General features: G+C 47.9%; 10 protein-coding genes. All 10 read left to right on the top strand.

What is annotated here, in order from left to right:
* The first annotated feature begins 674 nt into the window (after positions 1-674).
* The 10 genes from FHW66_RS11015 (at position 675) to FHW66_RS10970 (ending at position 14,282) form a co-directional block, all read left to right on the top strand.
* The gene (locus FHW66_RS11015) at positions 675-2,000 is read left to right on the top strand and encodes a TIGR04372 family glycosyltransferase (RefSeq protein WP_183379835.1); all 1,326 of its coding nucleotides are present in this window, start codon (positions 675-677) and stop codon (positions 1,998-2,000) included.
* Positions 2,001-2,069: 69 nt separating this feature from the next.
* Positions 2,070-3,821: a hypothetical protein gene (locus FHW66_RS11010; protein ID WP_183379834.1), complete on the top strand. Its 1,752-nt coding sequence runs from the start codon at positions 2,070-2,072 to the stop codon at positions 3,819-3,821.
* Positions 3,818-5,602, top strand: coding sequence for an ABC transporter ATP-binding protein (locus FHW66_RS11005; protein WP_183379833.1), 1,785 nt, complete (start codon positions 3,818-3,820; stop codon positions 5,600-5,602). The genes FHW66_RS11010 and FHW66_RS11005 overlap by 4 nt, the downstream gene beginning before the upstream one ends.
* Before the next feature lie 281 nt (positions 5,603-5,883).
* Positions 5,884-7,878: an acyltransferase family protein gene (locus FHW66_RS11000; RefSeq protein ID WP_183379832.1), complete on the top strand. Its 1,995-nt coding sequence runs from the start codon at positions 5,884-5,886 to the stop codon at positions 7,876-7,878.
* Between the two features lie 122 nt (positions 7,879-8,000).
* Positions 8,001-9,098: an NAD(P)/FAD-dependent oxidoreductase gene (locus FHW66_RS10995; RefSeq protein ID WP_183379831.1), complete on the top strand. Its 1,098-nt coding sequence runs from the start codon at positions 8,001-8,003 to the stop codon at positions 9,096-9,098.
* A 271-nt stretch (positions 9,099-9,369) separates the two neighbouring features.
* A complete protein-coding gene (locus FHW66_RS10990) occupies positions 9,370-10,065 on the top strand; it encodes a bifunctional 2-polyprenyl-6-hydroxyphenol methylase/3-demethylubiquinol 3-O-methyltransferase UbiG (RefSeq protein WP_183379830.1) in 696 nt (231 codons plus the stop codon).
* 21 nt (positions 10,066-10,086) lie between these two features.
* Positions 10,087-11,034, top strand: a complete 948-nt coding sequence (locus FHW66_RS10985) for a glycosyltransferase (protein WP_183379829.1) — start codon at positions 10,087-10,089, stop codon at positions 11,032-11,034.
* A 263-nt stretch (positions 11,035-11,297) separates the two neighbouring features.
* Positions 11,298-12,200: a hypothetical protein gene (locus FHW66_RS10980; protein ID WP_221196977.1), complete on the top strand. Its 903-nt coding sequence runs from the start codon at positions 11,298-11,300 to the stop codon at positions 12,198-12,200.
* Entirely contained in the window at positions 12,181-13,182 is a 1,002-nt protein-coding gene (locus FHW66_RS10975; protein WP_183379827.1) for an NAD-dependent epimerase/dehydratase family protein, read from the top strand. The genes FHW66_RS10980 and FHW66_RS10975 overlap by 20 nt, the downstream gene beginning before the upstream one ends.
* Positions 13,179-14,282 (top strand): DegT/DnrJ/EryC1/StrS aminotransferase family protein, encoded by a 1,104-nt coding sequence (locus FHW66_RS10970; protein ID WP_183379826.1) that lies wholly within the window; start codon positions 13,179-13,181, stop codon positions 14,280-14,282. Before FHW66_RS10975 ends, FHW66_RS10970 begins: the two co-directional genes overlap by 4 nt.
* Positions 14,283-14,311 lie beyond the last annotated feature (29 nt).

Raw genomic sequence — 14,311 nt, 5'->3', positions numbered from 1 at the left:
GCGCAAAGCTGGAGCCTGCGCGTCGAGTTGCGCTAGCGAATAATAGTTGGAAATCAGTTCGAGACACATCAGATGACCTTTCCAATAGAGGTTCTGACGGCAGTCATGACAGAGCTTGCGATCACTATCGCAGTCATTGAAGTCTTATCGTTTGACCGGTTCGAGTGCCTTGGCTTTTACAATCGGGCGCGTTCACGCGCGTGAAATAGTCGCACTTGGAGCTGCGTTTAGTTACTGACAGTAGGTCGACGTAAGCCATGGTTTGATGGTAATTGATGCTGAAATCGGTTGTGAATAATTGTTGGTCTCGCACAATTGTACTGTACGCCAGCCTTCTGGTGCCAGGCTGGCGTGCATCGGGATGGACTAATAGCATCAAATTTCGTGACGCTTTGGTCAATTGACCTACATCGCAGTATTGGAGTCTTTAAGGGGCGGCAAAGTCATGAGGCAGATTTCAGCGATGTGGCGATTGTCGCGCCTGCGTCTGCTCTGATATCATGACGGTCGCCAAGTTAGAGCGGACTGTAATGATGGAATTCTTTTTGCCCGAAATCTTGGATGCCTAGCTTTTCCCTCCGTAAAAATCCCGTCTGACAAATGAATTGGTTAATGTGTGATAGTGGTCAGCATAGCTAAAGCAGAATTATGCAGAAGAAATAAGAAAGGTCTATATGTCAATATTACACAGGTTGTTTCACTGGCTGGGGAAAATAACCAATACCATCATTATCGTTCCTCATCCAATTGCTGTCGGCAATTGCGGTGAGGAGATTTATTATGGTTTGTTGAAGGCGCGCCGAGAGAAAAAGAAATTGGTTGTGCTTTACCCTTACGACCTTACAGGAAGAATGCGTCTTGGCGTTCCGAATCGGGAGTTAATCCGTTTTTCCTCAGAATATAGAGTTTTCCTGCCGTCAAATCCGTTGTATCCATTGTGCTGCTGGTTCATCACCTTGTACTTTGGTTTTTTCCGAGGAATGCACATTATATCGACGCGATATTTTGGCAAGCAATTTACGGAGCGATGGATTATTCCCATGCTTGGGCAGGAGCTTTTATGGCAGCCTGAGCCCGTGATGCAGGAATTTTCATGGGAAGTAGTAAATGCTTACGACTGGAAAAGTCAGACTGCAGAACCGCTTGAAATTGGCTTGTCGCCAGATCGACAGGTCATTGCTGAGCGCTTGCGTTCGGAATTGGGATTGCCGGCGGATGCTTGGTTCGTTTGCGTTCATGTACGTGAGGGCGGTTATTACAATGATCATGATATGGTTGAGCGCAATGCCTCAATCAAAAACTATATTCCTGCCATGCGGGAAATTACGCGCCGGGGCGGCTGGGTAGTGAGGATGGGCGATAAAACAATGACTCCGCTACCTGCAATGGAGCATGTCATTGATTATCCCTTTACGCCGCAAAAATCTGAATTGATGGATCTGTATTTGATCAAAGAGTGTCGGGTTTATATCGGTATGCAGTCCGGCATTCTCGACGTTGCCAATATGTATCAGCGCCCGATCATCCAAACTAACATGTATAACTGGTTGCATGGTCATCCTGAAAAGAGGGGAGACCTCGGAATAATGAAGCGGGTATATTCAAAATCTGAGAAGAGGTTTTTGGCGCCAACGGAGTGGATGAGCAGAGAATGGGCGAATTATAGTTTCGTGCCAAGAGAAAACTATGAGTTTCATGAAAATACTCCAGAGGAGATATTGGATCTAATCAAGGAATATTTCGATCGTGGTGTTGACTGGCAGCCTAGCCCCGAGCAACTGGCATTCAACAAGTTAAGAAAAGAAAAAATGATCGAAAGACTGAGCCGCCCTTTAAGTGCAGAAAAACGAACTGATGACATTCAGTCACGTTATCGATTTGCTGCGAGGGCCGCGAGCACCCAAGGAATGCTGGCGGCGGGTTTTTTGAAGAAATATACTCCCGTGGCAGAATCTCAAGGCGAGGCCGGAATCTGCGACATGATCGAAGGACAGCGCTGAATGTCTGTTGATCCCCGTCTGCCGGGTTTGTATATCGCTATTACCTGGGCATCTACTTAAATTGTTAAAATGAAAATACTCGCATTTGCCCCCCACTCTGCGATCTGGCAGCATGCATTTCCGGAAGCACTGGTTGCGGAAGCTCTGAAGCAGGAAGGTCATGAAATTCTATATGTTTCCTGCGGAGGGGAATTCAAGGGATATTGCATTCCGATGAGCGCATATGGCGTATCAGCGAACGCCAGCGAATCTGAGAAACAGAAGGTATGTGACAGGTGCACTGCCTATAAAAATATCATTCGTAGCAAGTTCGGCTTTGGTGGCCCGGATGTGAACGATATCCTTCAGGCCGAAGATCGTTTGATGGTCATCGATGTACTTAAAGGGGTGAACCGTCATAATTTTCTGGACCTTGAGCTCGATGGTATTCCTGTTGCCCGGTATGCACTTTATGAGTTTCTAATTAACCTTAAAAAAGATTCGACTGTCATTACTGAAGACGAGTGGACGCGATTTTTACCGGAATTAAGCAATGCCCTGTCGTCGTTTTATGCTTGTAAGCGGCTGATTGATCGTGAATTGCCGGATCGGGTGATGGTCTATAACGCATTTTATTCGGTGAACCATATTTGTTGCGAGTTAGCGGCGCAGCGCGGAATTCCGCATTACTTCATTCATGCCGGAAATAATATCGCCAACCGGATGCAAACACTGTTTGTCACTCGTGGCTATTCGCTGGCAAGCTGGAATCGTAATCCGCACTGGAAGCAATACGAGGGTATGCCCTGCACGAAGTCGCAATTATCCACGGTGACTGATCATGTACTTGCGTTGTTGAAGGGGCTCGATGCATTTGCCTATTCCGCACCTGCGGCTAATAAAAAAATCGACCTCCGAGAGAAATTTGGGGTGCGCAAGGGGCAAAAGGTATTGATTGCCACCATGAGCAGCAGTGACGAACGTGTCGCGGCCGAAGCAATAGGTGTGCAGTTCCCGGATACGACCTGCATTTTTCCAACTCAGGTTGAATGGATTCAGGCACTTATCGACTATGCGAAGCAGCATCAAGAACTTTGTTTCATTGTGCGCGTCCACCCACGAAATTTCCCCAACAAGCGCGAAAGTGTAAAGTCTGCGCAGGCGGAAATCCTCGAAAAAATACTGACGAATCTGCCGAATAACTTCCGTGTGAATTGGCCTGCGGATGCGATATCCCTGTATGACCTGGCTGAAATCGGCGACGTAATCCTCAATGGTTGGTCGAACGCTGGCAAGGAAATGAGTCTTCTTGGACTTCCTGTTGTACTTTACTCGGCTGAGCTGGTTACATCCTATCCATCTTCCATCAACTACGTTGGTGCTAGCCTGGATGACTATTTCCGTAAGATTGAGCAAGCCTTGGCAGATGGATGGAGTTTCGAAAATATACGTAGGGCATATCGATGGTGTGCATTTGAATATTCGCGGTCGCTCATCGATATATCGGAAAGTTACCCGGCGTCTCGCGAACATGGTTTTAGTTTCGCTGAGCGTGTGATACGACGTATTGTCCGTGAAGTTGCGCCGTACCGACAGCAGTTGATCGATTGTAAGCGGCGAGCAAAGACACTAAGTGCCAAAAATCTAATCAACAAGATTTATACAAATGCCAGTGATTCGCTGTTTGATGAGATTGATCCAGATAGTTTGGAGAAAATTTCGATTGATCGGGAAACAGCATATCTGAAGCAGGAGATTGGTCGACTGTTGAAGGGCCTATATGGTGACCTTCAGTCGATTCCCTCCGGCGGGTTGGGTGAAAAGCTTAAAAAGGTCACATGATTTTTCTATTTAAATTTATAGGAAGGCGCCGCATTGCCTTCTTCCTCGGTGGTTTGCTTTTGCTCTCGATATCTGATCTGGTCGGGATCGCTGTCATTTTTCCCTATCTCAAAATCATTTCGGAACCGGCGCTGATTCAATCACAGAAATCCCTGTCGATGGTGTATTCGATGTTGGGATTTCAAAATAATGGGCAATTCGTTTATGCACTAAGTGCATGCATGCTGTTATTTTTTACCTTAAAAAGCGGCATGACATTTTTACTTGCGCGCTATCAATTTAAGGAGTTGGCCGAAATAGGCCACAGATTGACATCGCTGCTCTTTGGACTGCTGATGCGAGCCCGCTACGATTTTTTTCTGAAACAACCGCCATCCGAATTGGTGGGGATGAATTACACCTATTCGACCCAAGTCGTTTTCTGTTTTCAGGCTTGGCTTGGCATTCTCAATGAGCTGATTTTCTTCTTATTGTTCCTAGGAATTTCAGCGTATTTGCAGCCGCTGGCAACGGTAATTGTTTTCGCGATTATGGCAGTCGTTGCCGGCTTGCTGTATTTCGTTATTATCAAGCGCATCATGTCCTATGGTAAGGAGCAGTCCCGTATCGATGGTGACCGATACCGATGGGCCTTTGCAACGGTATCGAGCATCAAAGACGCCAAAATCATGAGTCTTGGAGATATTTTCACTAACCGTACTGTGGAATTATCTAAGTTGACCAAGGAGATCGCATGGCGAAATAGTCTCGCGTCATCGTTGCCTAGGGTTAGTATCGAATACGTCATCATGTCTTGCTTTGTCATCGTAGCGGTCGTGTTCGTGCGCTCGGGAGTGAGCATGGAGAAGATGATTCCGGTGCTAGGTTTAATGGCGTTGGCAGCCCTACGTGTGCTTCCCGCGTTCGGGCGACTTACCGGGCTTTATGGCTCCTTCAAATATTCCAAAAATTATCTAGATAAACTTGCAGAATTTCACGACGGATTGCAGCAGAATCAGCAGGATATAAAGCATTCCGCGTTGCAATTTACCAAACAAATTGAAATCAAAGATTTAAGCTTTAAATATGGAGCATCAGTCATCCTGGATAGGCTGTCGATGACAATCAAAAAAGGTCAGTCGATCGGTATTGTTGGTTCTTCCGGCTCGGGGAAAAGTACGCTTCTGGATGTTATAACAGGACTTCAGGAGAAAGCTTCCGGCAAATTCTATTTGGATGGTGTTGAGATTGATCCCTTTGAATCTGATGCGTTAAAGAAATATGTCGGTTACGTGCCTCAGCATATTGCAGTGATCGATGAGTCGATCGCGTTCAACATAGCGTTCAGCCATGACTATGATGAGGAAAAAATTCATCGTGTCATTCGGACCGCCAACCTTGAAGAATATGTAAGTGGCTTACCCCATGGTATTCGTACTTCGGTCGGTGAAGCGGGTGCCCGTCTTTCAGGTGGTCAGAAACAAAGGTTGGGTATTGCCCGCGCGTTGTATCGGGATCCGGAAATTCTTATCTTTGACGAGTCGACGAGTGCACTAGATAACATCACTGAAAAAGAATTATCGGATGAAATAGCGCGACTGGCTGGCAGCAAAACTCTAATTATCGTTGCCCATCGACTGACCACTATCATGAAGTGTGATGTGATTTATGTAATGGAGCGAGGGCGTATCGTTGCTCAAGGGACTCACACGGAACTCTTGGCAAATTGTGAGTTATATCAAACAATGAATCTGCAATCAGATGAGGTCGAGGGACCGGAGCCCGTCGATGGAAGGGGCTGATGACTGTCGACTTGGAGGTATCCCCACTCTTCTAGAAATCCATCCGTAGCAGACGCTACGCACAGCGATAGGACCACGTTTTGCGATTTCAGTTAAATCTTATCGTGGCATCAAATCTATTACTGCCGCGTGACCGTCGAGATCTGGAGCTCCAACGATATTGTGGTAGTTCTTTCAGAAAGATGTTCAAAAACAATATCTCAAAACTCAGATCGGTATCAATGACATCGCTTACAAGACGTCGTGAGTACTGAACTTCATGATTTTTGATTTCATCTAACATGGCACTGGCCGGAAAAACAATGAGAAACAATTCACCATGGTATCGCTCAGACATCGATGGGCTGCGTGCGATCGCCGTACTTGGAGTTCTGGGTTTTCATGCATCGCCTTTTCATATTCGCGGAGGGTTTGTCGGAGTCGATATATTTTTTGTGATCTCCGGCTATCTGATTTCAAAAATCATTTTCGAGAAACTCGATAAGGGTACCTTCAGTTTCGGTAATTTCTATGCGAGTCGGATAAAGCGGATATTACCCGCACTCATTTTGGTGTTGGCCGCGACGTTAGTACTCGGATGGTGCCTTTTGGTACCACTTGATTACAAGCGCCTTGCGCAGCATGTGATGGGGGCCATCGGCTTCGTCTCGAATTTCGTTCTCTGGAATGAGGCTGGATATTTTGATGTGTACGCTGACTTGAAACCGTTGCTGCATATCTGGTCACTGAGTATCGAGGAACAATTCTATTTGCTGTGGCCGTTGATCTTGGTGATCATCCACAAGCTATCAATTAAACGCACACCGATTATCTTGGTGTTGTTGTTACTGTCGCTCACTGGAAGTATCTATCTGGTCGGACATGACAAGACTGCCGCATTTTATTTCCCACTTACCCGAGCCTGGGAGTTACTGGTTGGTGCAATGGTCGCCCAATTCTCGTTGCACGGTAAAAACGTCGTCGCTGCTTTAGCGAGAAAATCCGGATCCTTCTTATCCGAGAGAATGGCGCGGAACTTGTTATCTGGAGTTGGCCTGATTTTACTGTTAGTGGCCTTTCGGTGGACCAACAATGCGCGTGCGTTTCCTGGCTACTGGGCAATGCTGCCGACGGTTGGTACTGCTCTGTTGATTATCTCTGGTCCTGGCAGCTTCATTTCTGAAAAGTTTTTGTCGAACAAATTGATGATCCAGATTGGTTTAATCAGTTACCCCTTATACCTCTGGCATTGGATATTTCTATCTTTCTTGCGTATCGAGGGCTTGGGGGAGCCATTAATATACAGGGTGGCGGTCGTTGCTTTGAGCTTTCTGCTGGCATGGATTACCTACAGATTTGTGGAAATACCGATCCGTTTTGGGACGGTTCCGCTTCGGCAGCGTAAAGTTGTTTTCGGGTTGGTTGCTAGTATGCTTTTCTTGGGAGCTGTCGGTTTCTATATCGACGCGGATGATGGTTTCGCAATGCGGTACCCGGACACATTGCGACCGTTCCTTGCAGCAAAGTACCAATACAAGAAAGAGTTCCGTAACAGTGAATGCATGTTGAGTGAACAGGAAGTTGTTTTCTCGCCCAAATGCATAGAGACCGAGAATTACAAAAAAGGATTTCCATTGATTATGCTGTGGGGTGACTCGCATGCATCACATTTGTTTCGTGCGATCGAAGCCCTTCACTCCGAGGCACAGTTTGCATTGGCACAGTACACATCTAGTTCTTGCCCGCCATTTCTCAATTTTGAAAAATTGGACAGACCGTATTGCGGGATGCTGAACAAGGTTGTGGAGGAAAAAATTCGAATTTTACGTCCAGCGACAGTCATCCTGGCACATGACTGGCCCCAGTCCGTAAATGAAAATTCGCTAGACCACCTGAGTGAGACGGTTCAGTTTCTGCGCGCAAATGGTGTGGTGCATATCGTCTTGGTCGGTCCGGTTCCTCACTGGCAGAGTTCGTTGGGAGATGCAATGACGAGATATCTGAAACAAACAGGGACTACGGAAATTCCGGTGCGGACCAAGTTCGGATTGGATCCGTCCATTCCAGAGCTGGACGCGAAACTGATGCATTTAGCGCAGTTAAATGGGATTACCTACATTGCTCCGCTGAGCGTACTGTGTAACGCGGAGGGTTGTTTGACGATTGCCAATGAAAAGACCCAGATGCCCTCGTCTTTTGACAATGCCCATCTTACACTTGAAGGCTCTAAGATTCTTGTTAATGCGGTGAAAGAGAAGTTCGGTGCACCTTTTTCCAAGGCATCTGGTGGTGGTTAATTCGAGCGCGCAGATTTTTTTCTTCGACCTGTTAATGAAAAAACACTCATGCAGCGTATTGAGGGGACTACGGCATTCGCTCTCAAATCACATTTCCCAAGCCATGAAAGAATCTTGAGCAGATGGAAAAAGTAGATTGCATTGTGATTGGCGCTGGCGTAGTTGGTCTGGCGGTAGCGCGAGCACTGGCACAGCGCGGCCTTGAAACAGTCCTACTCGAACGCGAGCAGAGCATCGGCAGCGGTACCAGTTCGCGCAACAGTGAAGTGATACATGCCGGCATTTACTATGCGGCTGGATCGCTCAAGGCGCAATTATGCGTGCGCGGCAAGCATCTGCTCTATGAATATTGTGAGCAACGTGGCATTACCCATGCTCGCTGCGGCAAGTTAATTGTTGCTACGGAGCAATCACATCTCGCTGTTCTGGAAAATCTGCAGCTCGCGGCGCGCGCTAATGGCGTTAATGAGCTAAACATGATTTCTGCTGCGACTGCACAACGAGCAGAGCCCCAGCTGCATTGCATCGCAGCACTGGAAAGTAGTAGTACCGGGATTCTCGATAGTCATGCTTTTATGTTGTCTCTGCAAGGCGATTATGAATCTGCCGGTGGTGTCCTGGCTTTTGGCTCTCCCCTGCTGGGAGCGCAATGCAGTGCCAATGGCATTACTGTACAGGTTGGTGGCATACAGCCGATGGAGTTAAGTGCTGACATTGTCGTCAACTGCGCAGGATTGCATGCCCAACAGGTTGCTAGCAGTATGACTGGGCTAGCGTCTGCCATGGTTCCTCCACTTTATATGGCCAAAGGTAATTATTACTGCCTCACTGGTCGCTCACCGTTTTCCAAACTGATTTACCCCGTGCCTGAACCGGGTGGGCTGGGTGTGCACTTGACGATCGATCTGGGCGGGCAAGCCCGCTTCGGTCCTGATGTGGAATGGGTGGACCGACTTGCCTATGATGTTGACGTGGGCCGCTCACACGGCTTCTACGAAGCAATCCGGCGCTATTGGCCTGCATTACCTGACGGTGCCTTGCAACCTGGTTACGCAGGAGTTCGCCCAAAGCTGTCTGGTCCGGGCGCGCCGGCTACCGATTTTGTCATTCAGGGACCCGCCTCACACGGTGTGCCGGGTCTGGTTAATCTGTTCGGCATCGAATCCCCAGGGTTGACCGCTTCACTTGCGATCGCTGAAGAGGTAATGACAAGGCTTTGAGTAGGAGCCATTCATCTCTTATGTGGTGATTCACTGCGTAGTCTATCTCGTCGAAATGGGCCTTACCATTTGAGTTTGATGTGATTGATAATGCTACAAAAGGGAAATTATCTACTTCAGCCTACGACACAGAACGGCATTGTATTTTCATTGTGATTGTTCAATTGATGCTACATCTATGCTGGTACGGTAGGGAAGGGTAGAATCCACAGCTTTCATGCTTTGCGATTTTTTTTTGCAAAATCAATCATCGGCCAACGTTGGCACAAAAATGATCAAATCTTTCTATCTACGAGTAGTTAACTACGATCGGGAATCGCGGAAACTACTCGAAATGATCGGCCGACAGGTCAGGCAAGACGCGCGTATTTTAGATGTCGGATGCGGCTATGGACGCAACATGGATCGATTGTTGAAAGGTGGCTTTCAAAATGTCACTGGCATAGATATTAATCCCGAAATTGTCGAGGCAAACAAGGCGCGAGGACTTAAGTGCCTTGGAGTAAGTGAATTGGATGACGGTATCGGGAAGTTCGATTTGCTGCTGATGTCCCATGTGGTGGAGCATTTTTCACCATTGGATTTGAAAAACTTTATCGATGGATATCTCGAGTATTTGGTGCCCAATGGCTTTCTAGTCATAGCGACGCCGCTCATGAGTGAGTATTTTTACGATGATTTTGATCATGTGAAGCCCTATCAGCCCAGTGGCATCATGCAGGTATTTGGCGCGAACAAGGCACAGATTCAGTATTACGCTAAAAATAAGCTGGTACTGCGCGATATTTGGTTTCGCACCGGCTACCATCGGTTTGGATTTTTCAGAGCCAATTATGTGAAAAGTGCCTATCGAAAATTATTGCAGCTGGCAGTCTTTTGTAGCGCGTTGTTGTTCTTCTTATCGGCCGGTTTTATTGGCAAAAAGGATGGTTGGGTCGGGGTATTCCAAAAGGTCTCTGTCGAATAAGACCTCACAATGATGGATAGCATGTCACAGCAGATCACTTTATCAGAAGATGCTCGCAGTCGGATCGCCCCGATCGTGTTATTCACCTATAACCGCCTGGAGCATACACGGAAAACGGTCGATGCCTTGCGTCAAAACGATCTCGCTATCGCGAGCGATTTGATCATATTTTCAGATGCACCCAAGAGTCCTGCGGCCGTGCCAGCGGTATCGGCGGTGCGGGATTATCTAAAAACAATCAGTGGTTTCAAATCTGTAACAATCGTCGAGCGGCAGGTCAACTACGGTCTGGCAAAATCTATCATTGATGGAGTTACCACGACCTGCGATCAATATGGAAAAGTTATTGTTCTGGAAGATGATCTGGTGACATCCCGTCATTTTCTGTCCTACATGAACGACGCATTAAAGTTGTATGAGGCGGAAGACAGCGTTATCAGTATTCACGGTTATATTTATCCGGTACAGGAGGCGTTGCCACCAACGTTTTTCTTGCGTGGAGCTGATTGCTGGGGATGGGCGACCTGGAAGCGCGGATGGGATCTGTTTGAGCCAGACGCACGAAAACTATATGACGCAGTGCAAGCTAGCGGAGAAGTCAAAATTTTTGATTTCGAAGGAAATTATGATTATGCAGAGATGTTGCAGCATCAAATTGAAGGAAGAATCGATTCTTGGGCAATACGTTGGTACGCCAGCGCATTTCTGGGAAATAAATTGACGCTCTACCCAGGGATCAGTTTGGTACAAAATATTGGAAATGACAGCAGTGGCACGCACTGTGGTACTACAGATGTGTTTACTGGGAAGCTCGCAGAGCAACCCGTACAAGTTGGTGGTATTTCTATCGAGCCTAATAAGCAAGCCTACGATGCTGCAAGCCGCTATTTCAAATCGCTGAGATTGTCGTTGATTGTGCGCATCAAAAACAAGATATTATCCCTGCGGCGACGTTGGGAGATTGTTTGAGATCTTTTCTTTACTGAAAAAAGTCTCTGTCGGCGCAATTGGGCCCAATAGTTCGCATGATGTTGCCGAGTAGGATATAGCGCAGGGCTATCTCGACCTGCTGTTTCGATTTTTAAATATGTTGGGTGGATTGTCATTACGGATCGCACTGCGTAACGCAGGTCTTTATTTGAATAATTTCATGCAGGCAAAGACGACCACACACTCTCATGCATAATTTCTGTACACTGTTTGATTCAAATTATTTGACCCGTGCGCTGGTCATGTATCGCTCCCTTGAGAAAACAGGGGAGGATTTCACACTATATGCCGTTTGTTTCGATGATCTGGCATATCAGGTTCTGCTTAAATGCAACCTGCCCAAGCTGGTGGCTATTCCTCTCGACGTATTCGAGTCTCCTGAATTACGTGCTGTAAAAGGTCAGCGGACTGCCGGCGAATACTGCTGGACCTGCACTTCACACGTTATTCGTTATGTGCTGGATACTTACGGTGTCTTGGAAGTCACCTATCTGGATGCGGATCTTTGTTTTTACGAAAAGCCTTCTTTGTTACTGCAGGAGTTCGAGTGCAGCGGCGCTTCCGTACTGATTACCTCACATCGATATACGCCGCGTTATGACCAGTCGGCGACATCGGGAATTTATTGCGTCCAATTTATGACATTCAAGGCCGATGAGCGAGGCTTGGCGGTACTTCAATGGTGGCAGGATCGCTGCCTGGAATGGTGTTTTAACCGGATCGAAGACGGCAAATTTGGTGACCAGAAATATTTGGATGACTGGCTGCAGCGATTCGATGGCGTACATGCTTTGCAACATATTGGCGGTGGCGTTGCACCGTGGAACGTACAGCAATATGAAGTAAGCGAGCGCTCGACGAAGTTGTATGTAAATGATTTTCCACTAGTTTTCTACCATTACCATGGCTTTAAACAGTATCTCGACAATACCGTGGATTTAGGCGGCTACCAGCTTTCTCCCGCGGTAAGAGATTTACTTTATCGTCCGTACGTGCAGGCTTTGGCATCCGAAAAAGAGATAGTCATGAGCGTATTGCCAGGCTTTAATCGCGGGCGTGTAACAAAACCTGTTTCCTGGAAGACACCGCTGCGAAACTTGCGTCGACGGCTTAAGGGGGAATTCAATGAATATAAATGCTTATAGTGGAAAGCGCGTACTGATCACCGGTGGCATTGGATTTATCGGCTCCAATCTCGCGCGTCGGTTGATCGAATTGGGGGCCAACGTCACTTTGGTCGATAGCCTGATTCCGGTTTACGGTGGGAATCTGTTCAACGTCGCGGATATTAAGGAGCGCCTGACTTGCAATATCAGTGATGTGCGTGATCCGCATGCGATGGCATATTTGGTGCAGGATCAGGATTATTTGTTCAATCTGGCCGGGCAAACGAGCCACATGGATTCTATGGCAGATCCAAGAGCAGATTTGGACATCAATGCCGCGGCGCAGTTGACTATTCTTGAGGCCTGTCGAAAAGCCAACAACGGCGTAAAGCTTGTTTTCGCCAGCACTCGGCAGCTCTACGGCAAGCCGGATTATTTGCCTGTGGACGAAGCGCATCCGATCCGCCCAGTTGATGTCAACGGTATCAATAAACTCGCTGGCGAGTGGTATCACCTGTTGTATAACAATGTCTATGGTATTCGCGCTTGCGCGCTACGTTTGACCAATACCTACGGGCCGGCGATGAGAGTGAAGGATGCTCGGCAAACCTTTCTCGGTATTTGGGTCAGATCGATCATTGAAGGTAAGCCAATCAAGGTATTCGGAGATGGCAAGCAACTACGCGATTTCAATTACGTGGATGATTGCGTGGATGCACTCTTGCTTGCTGGCGCTAGTGATGTCGCCAATGGGAAAGTGTATAACCTTGGCAGCCGGGAAGTCATCAATTTAGGCGATTTGGCTCAAATGATGGTGAGTTTGGGTTACGGTGGCACGCATGAACTTGTTGCGTTTCCAACAGAACGCAAGGCCATTGATATTGGCGATTATTACAGTGATTTCACCCTGATTTCCAAGGATTTGGGGTGGACGCCGAAGGTCGGCTTGAAGGATGGATTGAGAAAGACAATGGAATATTACAAGGCGAATAGCCAGCATTATTGGGATGCGGACAAATGATCTTAATGAATGATTTCAAGGCTGAGCCGGAAGAAATCCGCGAGGCCATGTTGGCGGCCGCGAAGCGTGTACTCGACTCAGGATGGTTTGTACTGGGCAAGGAAGTAGAAAATTTTGAGCGCGAATGGGCGGCTGTTTGCGGTACCACATACGGCGTAGGGGTGGGCAACGGCATGGACGCGATTGAAATTGCTCTGCGAGCAGTAGATATCGGCCCGGGCGATGAAGTGATTACGACTTCAATGACAGCTTTTGCGACAGTGTTGGCGATATTACGGGCAGGTGCCGTACCTGTTCTGGCTGATATCGAAGCAGATACTGGTTTGCTTTCCATAGAGAGTGTACGACGTTGTATCTCCGCCCGCACCAAGGCCGTCGTATTGGTGCATCTCTACGGGCAGGTTCGCAACATGGATGCATGGACTGCGCTATGCAAGGAGCGCGACATTGTATTGATTGAGGACTGTGCCCAAGCGCATTTAGCAAGCTGGGGCGGTCGTATGGCAGGCGCTTTCGGTCGCGCGGGCGCCTATAGTTTTTATCCGACGAAGAATTTAGGTGCGCCAGGCGATGGCGGCATGTTGGTGACTCAGGACGAGGCGTTGGCAAAAAAGTCGGCACGCTTGCGCAACTATGGCCAGAGCGTACGTTATCACCATCCTGAGCTGGGGATGAATAGCCGTCTTGATGAGATCCAGGCAGCGATGCTCGGGGCGCGATTGAAATGGTTGCGAGAATTTACGCAGCGTCGCCGTGAAATTGCTGATGCTTATCGTGTCGGCATCAGGCAGCCTCTGGTCACACTCCTTAGCGCCCCGCAGGAGCCTGCTGCCCATGCATTTCATTTGTTTGTCGTCATTTGCGAAGCGCGAGAGCAATTGCAAAAGCACTTGCAGTCGTGCGGCATTCAGGCACTCATTCACTATCCGATTCCTGTGCATCAGCAGTCTCCCTGCTCAGAGCTGGCAAGGGATCCGGAGGGACTACGCCACACAGAGCGCCATGCAAACACTTGCCTGTCGTTGCCTTGCCATCCGCAGATGAGCGTCGACGATGTGGAAGCGGTTATCGCCGCAGTCAACTCATTTGATGGCGGCTGAGGACTTGATTTTGTAATTACCTCATCTGC

This window comes from Herbaspirillum sp. Sphag64 (genome assembly GCF_014192645.1).
Taxonomy (GTDB): Bacteria; Pseudomonadota; Gammaproteobacteria; order Burkholderiales; family Burkholderiaceae_D; genus Herbaspirillum.
Note: the sequence above shows the minus strand (reverse complement) of the source record. Positions and strands in the feature narration are given on the sequence as shown.